The organism is Furfurilactobacillus cerevisiae (genome assembly GCF_048961765.1).
GTDB lineage: Bacteria > Bacillota > Bacilli > Lactobacillales > Lactobacillaceae > Furfurilactobacillus > Furfurilactobacillus milii_A.
This window is the reverse complement of sequence record NZ_CP185254.1, coordinates 19,467-42,473: the sequence shown is the minus strand read 5'-3', so window position 1 is coordinate 42,473 and position 23,007 is coordinate 19,467. Positions and strand designations below refer to the sequence as shown.

The 23,007-nt window shown below is 41.2% G+C and carries 25 protein-coding genes and 2 pseudogenes; 5 read left to right on the top strand and 22 right to left on the bottom strand.

Annotated features, from left to right (window positions below; translation table 11 throughout):
- Positions 1 to 36 precede the first annotated feature (36 nt).
- The 9 genes from ABUE36_RS14445 to ABUE36_RS14405 all read right to left on the bottom strand — a co-directional run bounded on the left by ABUE36_RS14445 (position 37) and on the right by ABUE36_RS14405 (position 8,650).
- A complete protein-coding gene (locus ABUE36_RS14445; protein ID WP_421017549.1) occupies positions 37 to 975 on the bottom strand; it encodes a hydroxyacid dehydrogenase in 939 nt (312 codons plus the stop codon).
- A 12-nt stretch (positions 976 to 987) separates the two neighbouring features.
- On the bottom strand, positions 988 to 1,770 hold the full coding sequence (locus ABUE36_RS14440) for a glucose 1-dehydrogenase (RefSeq protein ID WP_421017548.1): 783 nt from the start codon (positions 1,768 to 1,770) through the stop codon (positions 988 to 990).
- Between the two features lie 18 nt (positions 1,771 to 1,788).
- Positions 1,789 to 3,156 (bottom strand): gluconate:proton symporter, encoded by a 1,368-nt coding sequence (locus tag ABUE36_RS14435; RefSeq protein WP_421017547.1) that lies wholly within the window; start codon positions 3,154 to 3,156, stop codon positions 1,789 to 1,791.
- Between the two features lie 17 nt (positions 3,157 to 3,173).
- On the bottom strand, positions 3,174 to 3,905 hold the full coding sequence (locus ABUE36_RS14430; protein ID WP_421017546.1) for a sugar phosphate isomerase/epimerase family protein: 732 nt from the start codon (positions 3,903 to 3,905) through the stop codon (positions 3,174 to 3,176).
- A gap of 234 nt (positions 3,906 to 4,139) precedes the next feature.
- Positions 4,140 to 5,114: a hypothetical protein gene (locus ABUE36_RS14425; RefSeq protein WP_421017545.1), complete on the bottom strand. Its 975-nt coding sequence runs from the start codon at positions 5,112 to 5,114 to the stop codon at positions 4,140 to 4,142.
- 112 nt (positions 5,115 to 5,226) lie between these two features.
- Positions 5,227 to 6,207: a LacI family DNA-binding transcriptional regulator gene (locus ABUE36_RS14420; protein ID WP_421017544.1), complete on the bottom strand. Its 981-nt coding sequence runs from the start codon at positions 6,205 to 6,207 to the stop codon at positions 5,227 to 5,229.
- A 96-nt stretch (positions 6,208 to 6,303) separates the two neighbouring features.
- Entirely contained in the window at positions 6,304 to 7,233 is a 930-nt protein-coding gene (locus tag ABUE36_RS14415) for an IS30 family transposase (RefSeq protein ID WP_285228401.1), read from the bottom strand.
- A 94-nt stretch (positions 7,234 to 7,327) separates the two neighbouring features.
- The gene (locus ABUE36_RS14410) at positions 7,328 to 7,822 is read right to left on the bottom strand and encodes a hypothetical protein (protein ID WP_421017543.1); all 495 of its coding nucleotides are present in this window, start codon (positions 7,820 to 7,822) and stop codon (positions 7,328 to 7,330) included.
- A 141-nt stretch (positions 7,823 to 7,963) separates the two neighbouring features.
- Complete coding sequence (locus ABUE36_RS14405) at positions 7,964 to 8,650, bottom strand: IS6 family transposase (protein ID WP_017261418.1); 687 nt, start codon at positions 8,648 to 8,650, stop codon at positions 7,964 to 7,966.
- Between the two features lie 238 nt (positions 8,651 to 8,888).
- Here ABUE36_RS14405 and ABUE36_RS14400 point away from each other — a divergent pair, with 238 nt between their 5' ends.
- The 4 genes from ABUE36_RS14400 to ABUE36_RS14385 all read left to right on the top strand — a co-directional run bounded on the left by ABUE36_RS14400 (position 8,889) and on the right by ABUE36_RS14385 (position 11,191).
- The gene (locus tag ABUE36_RS14400) at positions 8,889 to 8,966 is read left to right on the top strand and encodes a putative holin-like toxin (protein WP_421017553.1); all 78 of its coding nucleotides are present in this window, start codon (positions 8,889 to 8,891) and stop codon (positions 8,964 to 8,966) included.
- Positions 8,967 to 9,197: 231 nt separating this feature from the next.
- Positions 9,198 to 10,499, top strand: coding sequence for a Y-family DNA polymerase (locus ABUE36_RS14395; protein WP_421017552.1), 1,302 nt, complete (start codon positions 9,198 to 9,200; stop codon positions 10,497 to 10,499).
- Positions 10,492 to 10,812, top strand: a complete 321-nt coding sequence (locus tag ABUE36_RS14390; RefSeq protein ID WP_039107792.1) for a hypothetical protein — start codon at positions 10,492 to 10,494, stop codon at positions 10,810 to 10,812. Before ABUE36_RS14395 ends, ABUE36_RS14390 begins: the two co-directional genes overlap by 8 nt.
- Positions 10,805 to 11,191, top strand: a complete 387-nt coding sequence (locus tag ABUE36_RS14385; RefSeq protein WP_072540898.1) for a hypothetical protein — start codon at positions 10,805 to 10,807, stop codon at positions 11,189 to 11,191. Before ABUE36_RS14390 ends, ABUE36_RS14385 begins: the two co-directional genes overlap by 8 nt.
- A 147-nt stretch (positions 11,192 to 11,338) precedes the next feature.
- On the opposite strand, the gene ABUE36_RS14380 is transcribed toward ABUE36_RS14385, so the two are convergent.
- On the bottom strand, positions 11,339 to 12,298 hold the full coding sequence (locus ABUE36_RS14380; RefSeq protein ID WP_104368199.1) for a D-2-hydroxyacid dehydrogenase: 960 nt from the start codon (positions 12,296 to 12,298) through the stop codon (positions 11,339 to 11,341).
- A gap of 13 nt (positions 12,299 to 12,311) precedes the next feature.
- Positions 12,312 to 12,557, bottom strand: a pseudogene (locus tag ABUE36_RS14375) (hypothetical protein); the annotation flags it as partial.
- A gap of 132 nt (positions 12,558 to 12,689) precedes the next feature.
- On the opposite strand from ABUE36_RS14375, the gene ABUE36_RS14370 reads away from it, so the two are divergent.
- Positions 12,690 to 13,931 carry an ISL3 family transposase gene (locus tag ABUE36_RS14370; protein ID WP_421017542.1) on the top strand — a complete coding sequence of 414 codons (1,242 nt, stop codon included), beginning with the start codon at positions 12,690 to 12,692 and terminating at the stop codon, positions 13,929 to 13,931.
- A gap of 317 nt (positions 13,932 to 14,248) precedes the next feature.
- Here the strand turns inward: ABUE36_RS14370 and ABUE36_RS14365 are convergent, their stop codons facing one another.
- From ABUE36_RS14365 to ABUE36_RS14315, 11 genes and pseudogenes are all read right to left on the bottom strand, one after another.
- Positions 14,249 to 14,902 carry a hypothetical protein gene (locus tag ABUE36_RS14365; RefSeq protein ID WP_421017541.1) on the bottom strand — a complete coding sequence of 218 codons (654 nt, stop codon included), beginning with the start codon at positions 14,900 to 14,902 and terminating at the stop codon, positions 14,249 to 14,251.
- A gap of 11 nt (positions 14,903 to 14,913) precedes the next feature.
- Positions 14,914 to 15,615, bottom strand: coding sequence for a CPBP family intramembrane glutamic endopeptidase (locus tag ABUE36_RS14360; RefSeq protein ID WP_421017540.1), 702 nt, complete (start codon positions 15,613 to 15,615; stop codon positions 14,914 to 14,916).
- A gap of 8 nt (positions 15,616 to 15,623) precedes the next feature.
- Positions 15,624 to 16,259, bottom strand: coding sequence for a hypothetical protein (locus tag ABUE36_RS14355; protein ID WP_017262397.1), 636 nt, complete (start codon positions 16,257 to 16,259; stop codon positions 15,624 to 15,626).
- Position 16,260: 1 nt separating this feature from the next.
- A complete protein-coding gene (locus ABUE36_RS14350; RefSeq protein ID WP_421017539.1) occupies positions 16,261 to 17,499 on the bottom strand; it encodes a phage tail tip lysozyme in 1,239 nt (412 codons plus the stop codon).
- Between the two features lie 11 nt (positions 17,500 to 17,510).
- Positions 17,511 to 17,768, bottom strand: a complete 258-nt coding sequence (locus ABUE36_RS14345) for a hypothetical protein (protein ID WP_421017538.1) — start codon at positions 17,766 to 17,768, stop codon at positions 17,511 to 17,513.
- 2 nt (positions 17,769 to 17,770) lie between these two features.
- Complete coding sequence (locus tag ABUE36_RS14340) at positions 17,771 to 19,717, bottom strand: hypothetical protein (protein WP_017262394.1); 1,947 nt, start codon at positions 19,715 to 19,717, stop codon at positions 17,771 to 17,773.
- Complete coding sequence (locus ABUE36_RS14335; RefSeq protein WP_017262393.1) at positions 19,718 to 20,389, bottom strand: hypothetical protein; 672 nt, start codon at positions 20,387 to 20,389, stop codon at positions 19,718 to 19,720.
- Positions 20,379 to 20,759, bottom strand: coding sequence for a DUF5592 family protein (locus ABUE36_RS14330; protein ID WP_017262392.1), 381 nt, complete (start codon positions 20,757 to 20,759; stop codon positions 20,379 to 20,381). Before ABUE36_RS14330 ends, ABUE36_RS14335 begins: the two co-directional genes overlap by 11 nt.
- A 107-nt stretch (positions 20,760 to 20,866) precedes the next feature.
- Complete coding sequence (locus tag ABUE36_RS14325; RefSeq protein WP_017262391.1) at positions 20,867 to 21,490, bottom strand: hypothetical protein; 624 nt, start codon at positions 21,488 to 21,490, stop codon at positions 20,867 to 20,869.
- Between the two features lie 34 nt (positions 21,491 to 21,524).
- Positions 21,525 to 21,839, bottom strand: a complete 315-nt coding sequence (locus tag ABUE36_RS14320) for a hypothetical protein (RefSeq protein WP_421017537.1) — start codon at positions 21,837 to 21,839, stop codon at positions 21,525 to 21,527.
- 199 nt (positions 21,840 to 22,038) lie between these two features.
- Positions 22,039 to 22,967 (bottom strand): annotated as a pseudogene (locus ABUE36_RS14315) (IS30 family transposase).
- Between the last annotated feature and the right edge of the window lie 40 nt (positions 22,968 to 23,007).

The following is a 23,007-nucleotide window of genomic DNA, read 5'->3' as shown; positions in this document are numbered from 1 at the left end:
AAAAAACACTTTCAATTAATCGACTAATTTCAAAATTTAAATTGTGTTAACAGCCCATAACGGTTTCTCACCGTTCAATGTCCGCACCACTTCATTAGCGGAATCAACTGCCATATTTTCCATCGCATTCTTCGTATTTGACGCGATGTGTGGGGTTAATAAAACGTTGTCCAGATTATAAAAATCACTGGTCAAAGGTAATGGCTCCTCATTAAGAACATCTAATGCCGCACCAGCAATACTGTTTTCTTTCAAGGTCAACAGCATATCGTCCTGATTAACCAATGCCCCTCGGCCGAGATTGACCAACAAGGCACTGGTCTTCATCATGTCAAACTCACGTTTACCGATTCCCTGACGATTTTCATCTGTAACAGCCATATGAAGCGTTAAAATATCGGACTGTTTAAAGATGTCATCACGATCAACCAACTTGCCAATGTCTGTGTTCTTGACAAATGGATCATAAATAATGACATTCATCGAAAAAGCCGCGGCTAGCTGAGCGACATGTCTGCCAATACGACCATACCCCATGATACCGAGAGTCTGTCCTTCGAGATTAAATCCTCGGTGATTATTTTTATAATCAAAGTTCCCTTTGCGCATTTCGTTAGACACTTTAGTTATATTTTTAGATAAATCCAAAATAACGGCCATTGTCGTTTCCGCAACAGTTGAGGCGTTTGCATTTGGCGTAATTGTGACATAAACGCCTTGCTTGCCCCAAAACTTTGAATCAACATTGTCGTAGCCGACACCGTGGCGAGCAATAATCTTTAAGTTCGGCATTTCTTGAATATCAAAATTGTCAAATGGATCTGTCATCAATATCATGCCATCTGCATTTGCAGCGGCACTAATAATTGCCGGTGAGCTCAGATCTGTCAACTCAATTACCTTTAATCCAGCATCTAATAAAACATCCTTACCTTTTTGTGAAAGGTTCTTTGGAATTACAACACTTTTCGTCATTTTGTCCACTCCTTATCGTAGTAAGTAACCACCATCAACTGGCAATGTGACCCCAGTAATATAGTTGGAAGCTGAGCTAGCTAAGAATACAACTGCCCCCATTAACTCAGATGGATCAGCCCAGTGTCCTGCAGGAATATGCGCTAAGATTTCTGTATTTCGGACTTTATCTTCTTGTAGTGCCTTGGTCATTGGCGTATCGATATATCCAGGTGCCAGCGCATTCACTTGAATATTCTCGGATGCTAAAGCATCTGCATATGCTTTTGTTAAGCCCACAATGCCGTGTTTACTGGCGGCATATGGAAAAATGAATTTTCCTGCTCGAAATGATTGCATTGAACCAATGTTGATGATCTTGCCTCCACCACTCTTGGACATAACTAGGGCACCTTCGTGAGCCAAATGGTACGCAGCAGTGAGGTTGACGTCAATTACTTTTTGCCAGTCTTCATCTTTGAACTCATTCCATTTATTGCGAATTTGAATACCGGCATTATTCACTAAAATATCTAACCGCCCAAACTTTTTCATCGTTGCGGTGATAATCTTTTTAGCAGCACCGTTTTCCGTCACATCTTGCTCAATGTATCCAACTTCGGACTCATTCTGCAGTGCAAACTCGGATAGTTCATTCCATCCTTTATCATCAAAACTTGCAACCATGACTCTAGCACCGGACTTAATCAACGCTTTGCTGTAATAAGAACCTAGTCCTGAGGCGCCACCAGTAATAAGTGCAACCTTACCATCTAATCGAAAAGTTTCTGTACTAAATTGATCGACCATGTCCATTAAATCGTCCTCCTTCTACTAATGAAAAATAACCCACACAAGCAATTGATTGATAATGGTAGCGACCCACATTAGTGGAACTCCATTCTTCAAAAAGCTTTTTGTTTTGACCTCCAAATAGTCCATTCCCCAGACATTCCATGATTGGGTTATATCTGCTGAAATAGCGAAAATGGAAGCCACCGCAATTAACGGCAATAATGTTGAATCTGGTAAGATATTTAGTGAACTCAGTACGGCAACTGTGGCAGCTCCTGAGCCAAATGCCATCAATGGACCACGCATCAGTGCTAAGGGTGCCAAAACTCCAAGACCAATTGTTAAGAGCAATAAATTATGTTGAGGAATAATGTTTCTAAAAATTGGTGTGAAAATTTTTGCGTCAACACCAGCTGCACCCTGGAAGGTCATTAATACTAGTAAGAAGATAATTAGTCCAGAAACATCTTTAACACCCCGCTGAGCTGTTCCATCGAGAAAAGTAACAAATTTTTTCCATGACTTTGCTTGTCCGGTTACTAATGCCGTTAAAACCACAGCAATTAGTAAGGCTGCAACAGATTGCATTTTAAAGACCATTGATAAAACCACGGGAACAAGTGGCATCAACCAGGAAAACTTCGAGACAGTTGGAACACTCTCTGTGCCGACTTCTTTGGTTGCTAAAAACTTATTGTTCTCTTCTATTTGCTCATCAGTATATTTTCGTTTGTTAATAAACAAGAATATAACTACAAGAATTAGCTGAACTGCCATTGCAGTAAAACCAAACTTAATATAGTTTGGATCTGAGTAATTTGCCTTCGGAAAGAAAGCTTTAAACTGATTGTACTGAATAGTGTTTAAGTAAAGAGGCGCACCAACTGAAACTGTAAAGGCCGTTAACGCAATCGGGCGTGGAATACCGATTTTTAATAATACTGGCAATAAAACGACCCCAATAGCAACCACCGACCCAACACCATATGCCGATAAGAAAATTAACGCAGTAACTAACACAACTAATATTGCAGTTAACATCTTTTTCTTTTCGCCAAGCTTACCTACATCGGTAGAAATCGACGCAGCCACACCGGAATCGACCATGGTCCTTCCAAACCATGAACCAAAAACAATGGTGACGATTGTTCCACCATAGGCAACAATTTTGTCATTAAAAATTGTTTGTAAATTAGCTACTATGGCAGTTGTACCAGTCACGTTGGAAATCTTTCCGGTCATCGCATTTGTAACTATGGCATGATTAAGTTCACCACCGGCAAACCCGATTATTGTCCACACAACTGCCATAACAAGAAATCCAATTGTCATATTACCGCCGTGCAAAATGTAATAAACGAATATAGCAAAACTTAATAACATTAAAATCACTAAGACAGTATTCATGATCAAACACTCCTATTTCACTTATATACATTTTTAATTTCAGCTAACTCAGATGAGCGTCGTTCAAATTGGCTCATGGGATACTCTAAAGCAACGTCAGTGCCTTTTTTAAAGTAAGCTGCAGGTGTTCGCCAGTTGATTTTCCCTTCATCCAATGTTGCAGAAGTATTATTTCCAACACCCGTCATGTTCTTAAGGTGAATATACCGAGTATATGGAGCCATCTTTTTCGCGACAAAGTCAGGATCTTCTCCAGTCACTAGCCAATTACCGATATCGTATACATATCCCACATTTAGGCCCGCCTCTTTGGCCGATTGCAAAAATGTCAGAATGTGTTGAGAACGACCAGATAATTCCGTTTGATCATTTTCGACATTAAATTCAATGCCTTCTGGAAGCGCATCTAAAATGTGTGCTAAATCGCCATTAAAATGTGTAAAATCTCCAGTGTTGAATTTTATTTTATCCAGTTCAAGCAGTTTCCCGTACTTAAAATATGTGTCTAACTTGGAATTAACTTCCCCGTCAACAAATAATTCATCCGGAACAGACAAATTTATCTTTAGACCTAGCTTTTTGGCCTTTTCAACAAATATTGGTGCCTCATATTCAATATCACTAAAATATTCTAGACGTGCTTCCACGCCATCAGCACCCAACTTTTTAATATCTTCAAGAAATTCAGATTGGGATTCTCCTTTGTCGTGCCTCTCTGCGTAAACCAACGTATTAATGATGTAAGCCATAGTGTAAATTCTCCTTTTTATCTTCTATAGTGACTTGTTTTTTAGGTAAGCGCTTACCTAAAGTACTAAAAATAATAGCGAATTAAATTGTGCTTACGAAGTATCATTTTTAAATAGTTAGGTAAGCGCTTACCTTTCGCTTTACTCCTGTATTGTATTATGATTCACAATGTCTGTCAATCCCTTTTGTCAAAAAAAGACGATGCTATATCACATCGTCTAAAAAGTTAAAAATCATTTTGTACAATAAATTAAATTCGTGATTTTGACAGTTGCCTTCGTTGGCTGGCCATTTGCTGTAGCAAATGGCCCAATGGTGATTCCGAAAACACCACCTGCAATCTCTGCCGACAGCGTTTCCCCATCAATGCTACCTAATTCTTCATTGTTAAAAAACAAATGATACTGACCAGCAATATCAGTTTCAACACGTAAATTAAACTTAGTTAAGTTGTTAACCTTCGAGCTTGGAACGCTTGCTACATCATGCTGCCTGTGTACTATTTTGACAATATCTTTATAGACAGCAAACTTAATGTAGTCCGTGTCATTCTTACGTACAGCTAGCCCCACCTCTTCGTTTCGCGCTGGGTCAAAATCAATCTCAAAATCCGCAGAAATCGTCGTCAACAAATGGGTTTGACGAAATCCAACATATGACACATTAGAAATCGCATTAATATTATCGGACTGTAATTTCATCGTTTTATGGTCTGCCAAAAAATGTTTCTTATTTCCGCGTATTGATACTAGGGTTTCATCATCTAACGCATATTCTCCGTTGCGTTCTTGTTTAATAATCTCTGTCAAAGCGCTTTCAACATTTTTTTCACTAGACTCCACCGAAGCAGGCCCCCAAACGGGCTCTCTCCAACTAATTAAATCGGTCGAGGTAATCGTAAACGAACCTTGTCTTTCGGATAAACTAGTTGAATTCGTAAATTTACCACTGATTTGATATTCTCCGTTATCAAATTTAAGATCAGTTAGTGATAAGCCTTCACCTGATCGGACCTCCGAAAAATCTAATACGTCGGACGTATTAAATACATTTGCAATGTGCTCAAATTGCCCATCTTTTTGTGTCCTAAATATTGGCCAACCGGGTAAATATTCATAGGTATTGGCCACTAAAATTTTCGTATCGCCTACTACAAGAAGCTTGGAACCAGGATAAGTATCAAATAACATTGTTTTTTTACTCGTCATTATATTTTCCTCGTTAGATAAAGTGTGTTTTTTAGGTAAGCGCTTACCTAAAACTTTAACACATGCCTGTCCAAAAGCAACCCTGGTTGTGCGAAAAAATACAAACAAGGACTTACAAGTAGTCTGCCTTGACCACTGTCACTGCCGGCACGCTTGCCTCATTACTATTCAATAAATTAAGGATTAATTCACCGGTTGTCACACCCATTTTGAAGGGATTTTGTCGAACTAACCTCAGTTCAGGATTAATTTCAAACAATACATCAGATTCAGCAAACCCAGTTAATTTGCTATCTGAATTTGTGAGGTCCTGCATAAAACGAGCAGCCAGCTTCATTACTAATCGTTCTTTTAAAGCAAATATTAAAACTTTTTCTTTTTTATCAACATCAGCTGAAATTCTCGCCTTTACCTTCTTGGCAACATTATCTTGTGCGGTTACTTCAACAAGAAGTGCGTTAGGGTAAACACTTTTAATTGCAGCTGCACGATCTCTTCGTGTCGAAACCGTTCCAATAGGCTCTGTTACAATCACAGCCTGTGTATACCCTTTTGATAAATAATAATTACTGACTTTTTTTGCAACATCGTAGTTGTCACTAACAACTGTCGGCCACTCAGAATTTTCTAGCAAACGGTCAACCGTTATAACTGGAATATTTCGCTTAAGGTGTTTTTTTATCGTGGATGCATCGACATTTAGAGGCTGAATAATCAATGCGTCAAAGTTCTGTTGATTTATTTTATCAATCAAGTACAGTTCCTGTTGCTCATCACCATTAGTATCAAATAATACTGGCGTATAGCCCCCAGTGATCGCAATTTCATCAATTCCTTTAAATATCTCGGATGAAAAATAATCCTCAATATTGGCAACTACAACCGCAATCATTTTGGAAGTTTTTGTCATCAATTGCCGAGCAGCTGCATTCGGAACATAATTCATCTCATCAATTATGTTCTGAATTCTTTTAGCTGTTTTTTCCGACATTCTATCTAATTGACCGTTTAAAAACCGTGAAACTGTGGCAATGGACACGCCGGCGGCTGAGGCCACTTTATCGATACTATTGTTCTTATTTTCATCAGTCATCCTGACACCCCACTATTCCATTAGTCTTAATTCTGACAACATTTCAGTGCACATTTTTGCTGTCTTAATTAAGTTATTATACGGTAGATTGCAAATTTAATCCGAATTTTTTGACAAATTAGTCAGCATCACTTGGTAAGGTGTTTGCCAGTTAAGTACTTTAAGGGGGCGCTGGTTAATTTCGAGTAACGTCGTTGTTAAATCTTGAGCACTAATGTGCTCAAAACAAGTCCCCTTAGGGTAAAAATAACGTAAGTTCCGATTGAATCGTTCATTACTGCCGCGTTCAGCGGGCGTGTAAGCATGGCAGTAATAGGTCTGAATACCGTATTGTGGTTCAAATGACACTAGATTGCTAAACTCAGTTCCACGATCGACAGTAAAGGTGTGTACCGGTCCCTTAAAAGTTGTTAGAAACATAGTTAGGGCTTCATTAACAGTCGCCGCTGTCCGATCTTTTAATCGGTAAGCCCAAAGAAAACGTGATTTGCGATCAATTAGCGTTAATAAAGCAGCCTTGCTATGTCCACGAGGTCCAACCACTGTATCTATTTCAAAATCACCGATGCGGTTACGTTGGTTAATCACAATTGGTCGTTGTTCAATTGAACGCCCTAATGATTGATTATATTTAGAACGTTTGTCAAGGTTACGCCGTTGGCGTAGCCCATGTTCAGGTAGTTCACTCAAGGAGAATTCAATTTTCCCCTGATATAGCCAATTATAAATAGATTTAGTGGCTAGTTTAAGCTCATGCGCAATCACTTCTGGTGACCAGCTTAGACGTAAATGGTTTAGAATGGTTTGCTTTAATTTGGCATTCAGTTTAGTTTTTCGGCCACAATGCGCCCGTTTATATTCAGCGTTGGCCTGTGCTAATTCAGCTTGATAAGGTTGACAACGAGATAATTCATAAGAAATCGTAGACGGAGATCGTTTTAACCGCTCAGCCATTTGGATATTGGTCAGTCCTAGCTCACAAAAGGTTTCAATTTTAATTCGTTCAGAATAGGTTATACTAGACAAAAGATCAGCTCCTAAAAAATGGGTTTGTGGTAAACACCATTTTAAAGGAAGCTGATCTTTTTTGTCCGAACAGCGTTCGGATTAATTTTACAATCTACCTTATTGATACAATTACATTCTGATAACTATTTTTAGCAGTTAAACTACCTGTGACAGAAGGTTTCTCCGTAACAGTTGCCGTAACTGTTTTCCCTACAGTCTTTTCAAAATCATCACCAATGGTAATCAGATAATAACCATTAGCCCCGTATTGATCATTGCTAACGTAAGTAATAGTCCCAACATTTTGAATATTTAAAGCCGTTCCTGAGCTTAATGCTGAACCAGGATTAGAGCTTGAATTATTAGTAATGGTTACAGGTATTTTAATCGTTGAACCACTTTTTAAAGTCCCATCCTGAGTTAACGTAAATGCCAAATTAATAGCATTAACTTGAACATTTTGACCGCTAAGATTTTTACTATCCCCATTTTTCATGGTACTGCCATCATTAGCTGTAATTGTAACGTTTACAACTGGGTTAATTGCGTTTAAAACTTGGTTACTTGCCTTTAGACTGGTGCTCTTTACGGTAACTTTCTTTTGCACACTAGTTGCGTTTAATTTGGCGAAACGACTACTTGCTGCGCTTGCCGTATCTGATTTAGTTGCACTACTACTTACTGTGCGGTTCTGGTGCAAAGTTGAAATTAAGCGTAGATCAAAGTGACTGTGTTTAGTGGTTGTAGCCTATGCCGCTAACAATTGGTCGACTTCTTGATACGCTGAAAAGCCGAAGAGGCCTAGCTTCTTTCGGCTTTCTTTGTGTATCGCATGCATGGTTTCAATGCCGTATAATGTCCTAGCTGCTGTCCGAGTGCTCTGATAACTTGCGGAACGAACTTGTTGCCGCTTAATAAAACGGTGATCTTGCTCAATCAGATTATTGCGATATTTGGAGCACTGATGCACACCTTTGTGCAGATAGCCTTCCCTAGTAAGCTTTTTAATTGCCTTTAGGGTCGCTCCGTACTGATCAGTCACTAATCGATGTGGAAGACCATAGGTCTTTAAAAGGCGTTTGAGAAAACGATAGGCCGAGTTAAAGTCACGCTTCTTGCGCAGTTGAAAATCAAGCGTAAGACCTTGATCATCAATGGCACGGTAGAGGTAATTCCATTGACCTTTGATCTTGATATAGGTCTCATCCATACGCCAACTTTTGGAAGTGCGCCGATGGCGCTTACGCCATAGAGCCCGCATAATCGGTGAGTAATGTTGTACCCAACGCATGAGGGTTGTGTGATGCACGAAAATACCACGGTCGCGCATCATTTCAACTAGATCTCGATAACTGATGTTGTAACGCAAGTAGTAGCCTACGGCAAAAGTAATCACTGATTGATTGAATTGCCGTCCTTTAAAATGATCAGTCATCTGAAAACCTCCAGTTTCAATTCATGATACAGGATGCACTCTCCCTGAGTAAACTTTGCACCAGAACCATTTTATACGTGGATAAGATACTAGTCTGTCCGTATAATGGATTAAGTAGAGAAGTTAAGGCGGTGGCTATTTCCGATCGGAGGTGGTGCTTATGGTGTTAAACCTTTAAAGCCCATAAATCCTAACGAAAGGAGTAGCCTAAGTGTCCGTTGCGGACGCTTTACAATTAATGCTGGCTTTCGGTGCTTTTATCGTGGCCTTAATCGCATTAATTGTTGAGCTGATCAAAAGTCAGCAAAAAAAATAACCGCCTTAGCTCTGGCAAGCTAGCGGTTATTAAATATCGTTAAAATCTGTCACCGTCTTAAACGGCTCTACATGGGAAGTCCTGTTCTAGCGGGACTTCCTTTTTCTATACATATTATAGCATGACTATGACTGACTTTCGACAATTTTAAATCAGATTTCTAGCACTTTAAGGGAACACACGTTTGCTTTTGTGTTAAAATATGGGTAAAAGCTAATGGAAGTGATCAACTTGTTTACTGATGATGAACCGCATGGCGTGTTCTTTCTAATCGACAACAAAAGCTTCTATGCTAGTTGCGAAGCTGTTGCTCGGGGACTGAACCCCTTAAAAGTGCCCTTAGTTGTCCTTAGTGAAGCTAAAAATACTAATGGTGGCCTAATTTTGGCTACTTCACCTGAAGCCAAGCAATTATTTCACATCAAAGCTAATGTTTCACGTAAACGTGATTTACCTAATGATCCGCGCCTATGGGTTGTCCCACCACGCATGAACCTCTATATCGAACGTAACTTGCAAATTAACCAAATCTTCCACCAGTTTACGGCTGAAAAAGAAGTTTGGCCGTATTCAATTGATGAAAGTATTTTGGATATGACCCATTCATGGCGGCTCTTTGGTGATTCACCCCGACAAGTAGCCCGTTTGATTCAGAAAACCATTCGTCAGACACTAGGCCTGTACACCACAGTCGGTATAGGTGATAATCCGACCCAAGCTAAGCTTGCCCTTGATGTATATGCTAAGCATACCTCTGACTTTATTGGTGAAATTCATTATGAGACTGTCCCTCAAAAAATCTGGACGATCAATGACTTAACTGCTGTCTGGGGGATCGGTGAACGAACAGCTAAACGGCTAAACCGCCTAGCTATTCACAACATGTACGAGTTAGCCCATGCCAATCCTTATTTGTTGAAACAAGCAATGGGGATTATTGGCACCCAATTGTTCGCCACGGCCTGGGGAATTGATCGAGCACAGGTTACGGAACCCGCTAAAGTCAAATCAGCAAGTCTAGGAAATTCACAAGTATTGCCACGGGACTATCTTAACCAAGCAGAAATTGAAACGGTCATTAAAGAAATTGGTGAACAAGTGGCTGCTCGGCTACGACACCACCATAAAATGGCGGGGTGTCTGTCGCTAAGCATTGGTTTTTCTTACGCTGCGGCCGCAGCCGATGGCCGCGGTGGCTTTCATCAGGCTTTAAAAATTGAGCCAACCAATGATAACCAAGCTTTAACGCGACAACTGTTATGGTTGTTCCGCAAAAACTGGGACGGTCAAGCTGTCCGAAATATTGGGGTTTATAGCAGCAAATTAAGTGCCAACACCGGCCAACAGCTTAGCTTATTTGAGCCGGCAAGTACCCAGATTAAGGCTAGTCGGTTAAACCAAGTGATTGATGAAATTCATCGCCGCTTTGGCTTCACAAAGTTAGTTTATGCCACCAGCTTGTTAAGGGGCGGTACAGCTATTGAACGCGCTTCACTCGTCGGTGGTCATAATGGGGGCAATAGCTATGAATAACGATGTAGAAATTATTATGGGACGCTTAACCTTGCTGTTCAAGCGCCAGTCGCGCACCCGTTACTGGTTGATGATCGCTAACGATCCTTACGATCAGACCTACAATGTATTTTTTAACAGCCAACGGGCTAACGAGCGCTTGCAATCCGTTCCTTTACATAAATTAGCACACTATGATTTAGCTGATTTAGAGACGCTACTAAAAGCTTTGCGACAAAAGATTAAACTAACGATCGAATTTGTTGGCTTTACTGGTGAACGCTGGCCTAAAAGTCAAAAGTTAATTCAACGAAAGCGGGTGCCCCTTGAATAACCAAGACTTTGACTTAGATACGGTTAAGCATTTCTTTGAACATGATTATCACGACCGGGGCATGATGAAATGGCAGGGGTTCTATTTGTCCGATCATACCGCCGCGCTAAATCAACAAAACCAGCAGTTGAATGCAGTTTACGTCCCACGACCGCAGCAATCCTTATCAGAGCTGACACAAGTGTTGGCCGACGCGTATCAAAGTCAACAACTGGTAACGATTCAGCTAAAAACGGTTGACCAAAATAACCACCATTTGCCGGATATAACGACTTTAATTCATGGCTACAATGCTAATGATATTGTGATTGATTCTGATTGTTTCGTCCCGCTACAAGAAATTCGCAATGTGGCATACAAAAAGACGGAGAAGCTATAAAAATTAGCTCTCCGTCTTTTCTTAACGCTTTATTTGCTGTTGTTCATCTTGTCTTGGGTGTGTGATCTTTGGATTTTGTCTCACAAAATTTTGCAACTATTTTTTAGCTCAACTGCTTATTTCTTGGTACACTATATCGAGCTTGATTTAATTGATAACATTTTGAGGATTACCTGATAGATACGCCCTTACATTAGCAATGGTTATATTCAACAACCGTTCTCTTGTTTCGTACGGTGCCCAAGCAATATGTGGCGTAATATAGCAATTTTTTGCTTTTAGCAGGGGACTGTCACTATCAATTGGTTCTTTTTGAACAACGTCAGTAGCGTATGCGTAAACCTTATCTTCATTCAAGGCTTTCTTAATATCGTCCTCATTAACCAGTTTGCCTCGCGCTGTGTTTAGCAAAATAACACCGTTTTTCATTTTTGCAATCGTGTCATTATTAATTAAATGCATTGTCTCCGGCGTTTGAATTACGTGCAAACTAATAACATCTGATTTCTTTAAAAGCTCATCAAGAGATACTTGTTGAGCCCAAGTATCAGCAATTTTTTTAGGACGATGATTATAAAAAATAACTTTCATAGAAAAGGCGTGCCCTATTTTAGCAACTTTTTGAGCAATATGACCGTAACCGATTAGCCCCAAAGTTTTGTCTTTTAATTCTAATAGCGGTTTGTCCCAAAAAGTAAAATCAGGTACCTGTGACCATTTATTTTCATGAACCAGCCGATTATGCAAGCCAACCTGACTTGTTGCCTCTAATAGTAACGAGAAAGTAAATTGTGCTACTGCATCACTAGCATATGTGGGAATATTAGTTACTACGACTTTATTTTTATGAGCACTTTTAATATCAACGACATCGTAACCGGTTCCCATAATTCCAATATAATTTAGCTTCGGAACTTTACTAATCACGTCGTCATCTAGCGGAGTTTTATGCGTGATAACAATTTCAGCGTCACTAATTCGTTTTATAATTTCATTCTGATCATTAACTGGTGTACGGTCATAAAAAGTACATTCGCCTAAGTCTTGCAATAAGTGCCAATTTAAATCTTTATTTAGCTCATAACCATCTAAAAGAACAATTTTCATCGTGAGATATCTCCTATCTTTTTAGTGTTTCGCCTGTATTCCGTTCTGCTTGTCTAATTTCTGGATTCTGACTCACAAAATCTTGCAACTGTTTTTGCGTTCGATCACTAATTTCTTGGTGCACATCGTTTAACTGGTTTTTTAGTTCTGATTTTTGTTGGGGATCAGTCGCTTGCTTAATTTGTTGTTGCAAGCCTTGATACGATTTGTTAAGTTCCTGGGCTGATCGCTTTTTGAGGTCATGTTCAGGATCTTTTGGATCTAGAATTTTTGGTGTTGATACTAATAACGCCAGAGATTCTAGATCCATCTTTGTATAACAAAAGAACACCTAGTCTCCTCGGTGCTATGCTTTAAGCGACGAAACCCAAACAAAGCGAGGTATGACTAGATGTCCGACTTAAATAGTACTCTTAAGCTGCTTGGAATTACAGATTCGAATACCACGGTCAGTGATGTACGTGATGAGATCCGCGGTCACGGCCAGGGTCGTAAGAAGTATCAGGTGGTTCATGCAGAACTGACGTATTTCCTAGAACGCTGTCCAAGTTGTGGCATGCCGGCATTGCGACGCAATGGGCACATCCGTACGCGTATTCACGTCAACGGCCCAACTGATTGCCGGGTAATCCTAGAGTTGGATAAGCAGCGCTGGCGTTGTCGTAACTGTCGGTCAACTCTCACTGCCACGACGCCCGTCGTAAAGCCTAATCATGCGATCTCTACCGGAATTTCGGAGTATGCGCTCAAGCTCTCTAAACTTGCTATACCAGGGAAACAGATAGCTTCTATTACTGGTATCTCGACGACTTCTATTGAGCGCATCATCGACGATGATATCAAGCCGCATCCGCTCAACTACCTCCCAGTAAATTTGTGTTTTGATGAGTTCCGTTCGACTCACTCCACAATGTCATTTATCTGTATTGACGCAGATACTCACAAAAGGGTCACAGTGCTTGGTGATCGTCTCTCAGCGACCATTAAGGACTTCTTCAAGAGCCACTATTCGAGCGAGCAAAGAGCCGGCGTCAAACACATCTGTATGGATATGAACGCCGCCTACCAGAACTTTGCTCACGAGCTCTTTCCAAACGCCGAGATCGTAATTGACAGATTCCACGTTATTCAGCTCATCGGGCGTGCAATGGATCAGATCCGCATTCAGGCCCTCAAACAGATATCCGACAAACATTCACGTGAATACAAAGCCTTGAAGACCAACTGGAAGACTTTGGACAAGGCCAAGCCAGACGCAAAGTACCGCCATTATCGCTTCGGTCTTAATGAATCCCTCACCGATCAAGAGGTTATTGACATTGGTATTGATCCCTTTCCAAAGCTGAAGACCGCCTATGAGACGTATATCGACATTCATGACGCATTGCTGGGAGGTCACCCTAAACGCCTTAAGGCGCTGATCGAGAACTACCAACCTTGCGGTGAACCAATGGATACGGCGATTGCTACCTTGAAGCTAAATATCCGCGGGGTTTTAAATGCCTCTCAGACCTTGCTTTCCAATGGACCAATCGAAGGTGTCAATCGCAAAATCAAAGAACTTAAACGTTCCTGTTATGGCTTTGCAAATCAGGAGCGCATGTTCAAACGAATTTACCAACTGATTGCTTAGTGGTCCTTGAACTCATACTGGTACCCCGGGGAGGAGTATGCCAACTAACACTAGGAATCCTGTACCCATTCCAAAATCAGACTCATAAAGGCCACCAAAGCACTCAATCCCATTGAATAACAAAAAGGTCTCTCCACAACGGAGAAACCTCAAAAGATAAAAACTATTCATCAACACCAATTGACAAAGTTCCTAGTAGGATCTCCTAACCCAGCTCTGTGGTATCAGCATGGACCCAAGTACCCAGAATATTATCTTGATAACGGTAAAGTGAACTCAAAAACAACCGGATATGGATGGATTGAATACTCTCAAAATTAACTAACGTTCAACAGCACTTGGTTCGCCATTCGGCACACGCGATCGTGACGCATACTATTCAAAACGCCATCATCTTTACGAATGCTACTGATTTGTGTATAGGATAATCCCGTAGTCGTCCGTAGCCATTTAGAAGAAAGCTCCGAATCGGTGATTGCCCAGCGCATCACAGCAACAGAATCAACACGGTTGACCACGTAGTTTCCTGACATACCATGCGCCAATAACAACGTATTGTTAAAAACCTCGACGATCAAACGTTGCAATTGTACCAGGCACGAATATGGATAAATAAAATCTTTATTTACGGCAATTACATTCTTCACGCCACTTAAAAATCGTGGTTCGTCTAAATTACGCGTAATATAAGTATTCAAACCACTGAGACTGATAAATTGCCGCTGAGAAACTGTCAACATGCCAGTTTCAGCTTTATTAATCTCTTGCAAACCAAGTATGCCAGAAGTCAAATCATCATAAACACGTAATAGATCTTCGGCTGCACGAGCTTCATAGTTCGTGTGGTCTTTTTTTATGGTCTTGACTGAATATTCTTGTTCAAGTTGTAAAAAAGGTTTGCGATTAATCGGAATGAGTTGGTTAATGATTCGACACTCTTCCTGATCCACCGCTAAATTAATCATTTCCATGTTTTCCTCACCTACCGCTGCCATAACAGCAAACAAAATGTCAGTGTATTAACACCCATATGCGTGACAATGTTGAAACGAAGGTCACGTTCGCGGTGATAAATCCACTGCAAATAAATCGAAAATAACACATAAACCAGTAGTACCGAATCCTCATGCATCATGCCAAACGCCCAGCCGGTTAAAATAGCTGCGATCCACCAGCAAACGTTTTCGTTTGCACCAGTTAAGTGAACGTGAAGCCACTTGGTCACACCACTAAAAACGGACTGTCTAAACACTACTTCTTCAAGATACGGTGCAATCAGTAAAACCATCAGCATCATAGCTGGTGAATTCATGATTTGCCTGCTCAAAGTCGCTGTATTAGTCGAACTGACAGCTGAGTCATGATTGCCAGCGGCCACTAAACTAACCGCTACAATCGCCACAAATGGCATGAAAACGTACATCAACATGCGTAGACTGACTGCCCACCACGATTCATTGGGGCGTGACTGCGGATATGACTTCACGATCGGATCTTTGGTAGCCCGCATGGTAACAAGAATCAGTAAAAATATGAGCATCAGCAAACCATTGATATGCTGCCATTGCAAGATTGGCAGTGCGCCGATCGTCAGCATCAGCAAGAAATAACCGCCAACCGTTATTCGATTTATTTGACTGTCACCATTTGCTTCAAGCGCATTGGACACTTCTAAATACGTCATCAAATCGCCTACTTTGCCATAACGCCAAGATACTTAACCTGCGTAAAAATTTGTTGTCCTGGATTGTACGTGACGGCATAAATCGAGGTCGCCGTGCGGCCATTACTGTCCATGCCATCTGCTAATACCGAGTATTTAACTAACGCCAAACCTTGCAGCTGTTTAGCCTGATTTTCGCCAGTGTTATGCGTCAAATTGACTGACAGTAACGTCGATTGCATATTAGATTGTCGCTGTGCCTTTTCGTTATTTTGAATCTGCTGTTTAGTGCCAACTAACGTGTCAGCCAGCGCTGCTGAACTATATTTAGCAACTTGATCATGTCGATCACCGTAAGAGTTGTTGTCATAATTAAACATAGCACCGAACAGGTTCTGAGCCTGCTGATCCATCTGTGGATAGTTAGTCGTCACATCAGAACTGTGAACAGCCTGTTTAGCAGAGCCTTCAGCAGAAGTCTTAGCCTGTTTCAGGGTCTTTGTTTTCTGTGTTAATGCCTGCTTGTCCGCAGTCAATTGTGCGACCCGCGCATCTTGCTTTGGATCAATAAAAACCTTTTGGACACCAAATATCAAACCGGCTCCAAAAACAAAACAGATGACGCATAACCAAACAATAGAAGTACCTTGTTTCCTATTTTGCATTTTACTTATCCCCTTGCTTCGTTCCTTTGAAATGAATAAAATTCGAGACCTGGCTTACCGGAATTGTGCGTGTGTGATACTTACCATCTGGAGCACCCCCGACAAGCCAGTTGTATTCTTCCAGTTTGACCTTATCGCCATCAACAGAATCCACGTAAGCCACATGGCCATAAGGATTACTGCCAGTTCCATCAAATTGAGCAATGGTTCCGGCCTTAGCATCATGATCCACCTGCACACCTTCAGCTCGTGCGCTGGTGGCCCACTGGGCACCATTACCTAAAGCATGAATCAAGTTACCAGGTACACCAGCAGACTGCATGCGCCATGCCGACCAGCTAGTACACTCACGATTTGGATAACCATTTTGATCATCAATAGAATCCTGTGTCGCATTCTTTAAATTATCAGGGTAATCATCGCCTTTGGCTTCACCAGGGTCACTACTGTCATCACCACCCGCCTCACAGGATTGATCAGATTGACCACCATCTGAGCTAGTGCTAGTCGTTGGATCGGTCGCATTATCAAATGAACTCGTCATAACTGGATCAGTTCCGGCTAGTTTCGTGTACCACTGATGAGCCTGTGCCTGACGGCTGGGCTGAGTACGTACTTGTGGTCGTTCATAATCATCAATCCATGCTTGCGTAGCCGAATCGATATCATTTGAAGATAATATTTTCTTGAACGATGGCGTTTTTTGAACTTCCTGCCAAAGGTAATCCAATTGAAAACTCATGTCTTTCCAATCAACACCTTTGGCTTTAGCAGCATTCAATAACGCAGTATGTCTATCAGCAGTCCATTGAACCAACCCAAGTCCAACATCAGTATCAGTAACGGCTGCACCTTCGGCCACATCACCTTGAGTTCTCGCAGGGTTTAAACCTGACTCAGATTGCATGTTCCCAATAACAGCAGCCACACCAGCAGAGGTAGCTCCTTTTTTAATCAAATAGTCATAAACTGTTTTCGCATTTTTATTCATATCCGCGGACGTGGCCGCTCCTACCGTCACACTGGTATTATCCTGATCAGTGCTACAGTCATTGTCATCGCTAGATGTTGTCATCATTACAATTAGCAGACCAGCAAACACAACAGCAAAGACAATAGCGAGCACAGTTGAACTACCAAAAACGGCCGCCAAACCCCGTTTGAGCCATTTTTTAGAAATTCGTTTTGTTGCATCTTTGGCCAACTGACTGCTCTGATCGTTTTCTGGATCATTATCCATTACCACACCCCCTAAAGCGTCAGTAGCCAAATCAAGCCAGTAATTACCATGAGAACGGCCAGTATTTTGAGATAACCAAGAATCATTGGCCAGTTGTTGCTCGGATCAACCTTGCCTGATTTAATGTCCTCAACTCTCGTATTCAACATATTGGCCGTATACTGCTTGAAATTCCGGCCGACATTGAAAACCTTACGAACATTCCTTTTTCCGGAACGAAGTGGGTGCGGCCAGTGTAAACGATGTTTTTTTGTCTTTTCAGTTGTCACCTTTAAAGCCCCCCATCGTATCGATAACGTTCTTCATCAGTTAGTTGAACCGTAAATTGAATATTACGGTCGCCACTAATGTTCGCGTTAACTTCACCTTGTCGTAACTTCGTTAGACTCTGTAATTCGGCATGCGTCGAGGACCCACCATAGGCCAGCCTCAACGATGGCAAATCAACGTCTGACGTTTGGAAATTGAAGATGATTTGCATCAGTCCGAAAATTTTTCGTACAGCGATAACATACGGATCTGTCGCTGATGAAGTGCCATCCAAAATAATGTCCTTAATCGTGGGTGCAATCATGTTGATTGCACACATATTTTTACGCATTTGTTCCATCATCTTGGCCAAAAACTCAACACCAAATGGAAACCTAGGTGTGATCACATTTTCAACTTCATCAAAATTGAGATAGTACCAGCGGATATCATCCGTCGTAATCTTTTTTTGACGTAATGCCTCACGGTAATACGTTCCGTTACGCACAATATCTTGGCTCATCAAAGACAGCACTTGGTAAAACTGAATGTTGAAGATGGCCTTACTGCCTTGCACAAGACCGCTGTAATCAAAATCAATGACCTGAGTGCTCGACAGTGCAGGCATCAACGTCGGTCCATCGAATAAATCACCGTGATCAACCAACAAAGTGCTAAATGCATTCACGATTCGATCCATTGACTGACTCTTATACTCTGGCAGTTGTGCATGGGCATTCGTAATTGCATTACGTTGTGCTTGTTTAATAAACGTTACAAATTCACTCAATGTCGGGTATTTTTCTGGACTAAGTTCTGCTATCGGCGGCACGTTCTGGTGCTTACGCGCATTTTTGATCCATAGCTCTTCATTGATGTAAAAGTCCGTAATCCACGTTTCCAAGGTCGTTAAATCATCATCAGTCGTTTTGTTATTCAAAAACTGCAGCACGTTTTTGAGCTTTTCAGTATTCGCATCAAAGGAACTGGCTTGATCCACGTAATCACCATTTTTGGAAGTTACGGTGGGAAACACTTGGAATAAGTTAATCTTGAATTTTGGAGAATCTAAGGGAATAACTATCCCTCCTTGCCCGATCGTTTGATCTTCATATTCGTGTGATAGATCAAAGTTTCGAATCCAGGCTCCGCGTGAAAAAACATCATCGTTAATCTTTTTCCCAAAACCAGATTTACCCATACCTGGGTTGCCCAACTCCAGAAAAAAAGAGCGCGTACGTTTACGATCTCGATAAAATGGATCCCACATAACTTCACCATTCGTCTTTGTATAGCCGAAATAGGTGCCCCGTGGATCATCGAGTTTTACATGATTAAATAGATAAGAGCCACCAAGTGCATATGCCGAAATTGGAATCCCATGATCAGAATTCGGCATTTTTTCTTCGCTCATCGGTGGCACGAACACTGACTGAAAATCGTAAAGCTGTTCTTCAGCGTAAGCCGACATACTAAATTCAGTGTGATCCTGTTTTACCTTAGCCACGCGTTTATGCAATTCATCCAATGTATTGGCATAAACGAACAGCCGCCAATAAGTCCGCTTCAGCACCTCACCATGACGCTTAACCATGTTCAGCAACGTCATCTGATCATTGACCGCACCGATCGCGTCCGAGTTATCCGACGCTTTCGCCTTACCTGAAACCCGTGTGGCTTGTTCACTCGTTGAGCGGTCCAACCATTTAACCACCTGATCATGGTTCTCCGTTCCAAGTGAAATCACACTGTACGTTGAGTCACCACTGACAAGTGGCACGCCCCAGAACATTTCTAGGCCATGTGGCGGATACTTCCAGATCCGCAAGCAGGTCACATATGTGTCGCCGATCTGAATGTAATCGGCATGTGGGATCACATTGCCTTGTGGTTGTGTTCTGGCAATAAATCCAAGATCATACCCCTTGGCCTCTAGTTCACTAATTTCTTTTTGCTTCAACGTCTTCACCTATCCCTTATCAATCCGCAATGCCGGATTGTTAATGCGTGTGACAATTTCTTCTTTTCGTTTACGAGAAATTGGCTCAAGAATCACAGCACCGCCACCCCAGCTTTTAGCGTTGCTAATCAAATCGGTTAGCTGCCGAGTCGTTTTCCCAAAGAAAAACATGATGTACTCCTGGTTAAACAGTTCCTGTTCAACCACATGCGTTTGCTCAATACGATCGGAAATAAACTGGATCCGCGTTGAGAGTTGCTTAGCAATCGCTGGATCATCAATTGAACGCAGCTCTTTGTTCAACTTGATGTATTGTCGCGTCCAGTACCCACGTTGTTGACTGGTATCAACAGGAAAAGGCGAAACAAATATTTTTGTTGCTTCAACATAGCGCCGCAAAAAATCCTGGTACTGACCAATAATCGCCACACTATCATCAGGTGGTAGCGAGCCAACATCCTGGCCTCGAACCGACATCATCTCTACGTAACCATCTGCATCGTCAGCTAAACGCAAATACGCATAGCGATCATGTGTTAGTCCTCGATAGCCAACGAGCTTGGTAATCACTTCTAAATTCAACGCATCAAAGCGGCTCGTCGTTTGTTTGCTTTTATGATGTCCAAAGTGCAACCCGCCACTACGTGTGTCGCTCGGTTGCTTAACTGTTCTAATCGGCATAGGTATCACGCTCCTCTTCAGCCGTTACACCCACGCCATTGCGTGCTGCATTATCAGGTAAGATGTGATCAAATTCGTAATAGCCAAACGACTGATAACCGTGATCAGGCCAATTTGTCAGTAGCATCAGTAAGATCCGCCAATTTTCTCGTCCAGGATTAGTGCGAGGACGCATGATCAAGTAAATGCCTAAGATAAAAGCGCAAATATAAAAGAAGATTTTTTGAAGCATTTGACTGGTAGGAAACATGCTTTCGCCGATAAACATCGAGAGTCCAAACACTAGGGCAAAAACACCAATGTCAACCGCGTACAACACCCATATTTTCATCTGCGAACGTACCGTTCCTACCACGGGAAAATCTTGCATAAGAAAAAGCCTCCAATATCTGAATACTTGCTTCAGATACTAGAGACTTAAGGATTCTATTCAACTTTCGCCAAGTCACGCACGCGACAGGACCAACAGTAGGTTTGCTATCTGTGAAGTGATACAAACACTGACCGTTGTTCCTCCGCCTTTATGATGGACTGGCCGACCCCATCAGCCAGTTTCATTGGCTCAATTACATTATACAAAGTACCATTTTTCTTATATAGAAGGTACACTGGCGATTTTCCCTCACCCAAAAACAATGGACTCAAAGGAATCCAATTAACCTTAGTTGAACTAAAAACTGGTTGCTTAGTATTTGTGCTAATCAAATAATACTTCGTCGCCTTTGGCATTTTGTTGCGTAATTGCACAACTTGATTACCAGTTGCGTTGCCTAATTCTCCATTCTTACCAGGAAATTGAAAGGTTTCGGAAGCTGACTCCTTCGTAATAAGTGCACGTGCTTGTTGATACGTCTTAGGCTGCACGTGCCCCTCAAATTTAAATTGTTCATTATCCTTTTTTCCGTTAAATTGTAACGTCTTGTCATCAAACGTGACAGACACAGGCGTTTTTGTCCTTTGTAAGCTATGTGCTGTTTTATACGTGAAAATAGTGCCATTGTACTGATTTTTCTGCCCATTTTCTTTCTTAGCACAAGCACTTAATCCAATGCTCAGCACCAAGATTGTCAGTATTGAGAAGAGTTTCTTTGCTACCATCATTTCATCGCTTCCATTAGACCTGAACTTTCAGCCCTCACCGCTTTAACAACACAAAAACCTGCCACTTTGGACTAACATGATCTACCATTGCTGTGGCTGCATTATAAAGTGTGTTGCCTTTTTTGTATAAAAGAAACTGCCCATTGTTGGCTGTAAATTCAATGCTCCTAGGCTTTACCCAGTTAACTTTGTCAGACTCAAAAATACCTTGATTGTAATCTGTATTTACAACATAAAATTCTTTGGCTTTGGGCAAAGTGGCCTGTGCAGTCTTCAATTGTTCACTCGTAACATTTTTAGAATCAATATCCGCAATTCCATTTAAAGAAACAACTTCAGGTGTGATCATTTTTTTAACTTGGGCATACGATTTTACTGTATACGTGCTCTTGAAACTAAACTTAGCATCATGACTAGTACCCGAAAAATTTAGTTTTTTATCTGAAAAGGTAATCTTTACAGGTGTTTTTACCACTTCTGTACTATGCGCAGATCTATACGCATAAATCGCACCATCATATTGATTACTACTGTGGTAGATTGCAAATTTAATCCGAATTTTCTGACAAATTAGTCAACATTACCTGGTAAGGTGTTTGCCAATTGAGTACTTTAAGGGGCCTCTGGTTAATTTGAAGTAACGTCGTTGTTAAATTTTGAGCACTAATGTGCTCAAAACAAGTCCCTTTAGGGTAAAAATAACGTAAATTTCGATTAAATCGTTCATTACTGCCGCGTTCAGCTGGTGCGTAAGCATGGCAGTAATAGGTTTGAATACCGTATTGTGGTTCAAATGACACTAGATTGCTAAACTCAGTGCCACGGTCGACAGTAAAGCTGTGCACTGGCCCCTTAAAAGTTGCTAGAAAATGCGTTAGGCTTCATTAACAGTCGCTGCCGTCCGATCTTTTAATCGATAGGCCCAAAGAAAACGTGACTTACGATCAACTAAAGTTAATAAAACAGCTTTACTATGTCCACGAGGGCCAACTACTGTATCTATTTCAAAATCACCGATGCGATTACGTTGATTAATCACGATTGGTCGTTGTTCAATTGATCGCCCCAATGATTGATTATATTTAGAACGTTGGTCAAGGTTACGCCGTTGGCGTAACCCATGCTCAGGTAGTTCACTCAAGGGAAATTCAAATTTTCCCTGATATAACCAATTATAAATAGATTTAGTGGCTAGTTTAAGCTCATGAGCAATCACTTCTGGTGACCAGCTTAGACGTAAATGGTTTAGAATGGTTTGCTTTAATTTGGCATCCAATTTAGTTTTCCGACCACATCGTGATCGCTTAGATTTAGCGTTCACCTGTGCCAACTCAGCTTGATAAGGTTGACATCGAGATAGTTCATAAGAAATCGTAGACGGAGATCGTTTTAACCGCTCAGCCATTTGGACATTGGCCAGTCCTAGCTCACAAAATGTTTCAATTTTAATTCGTTCAGAATAGGTTATACTAGACAAAAGATCAGCTCCTAAAAAATGGGTTTGTGGTAAACACCAT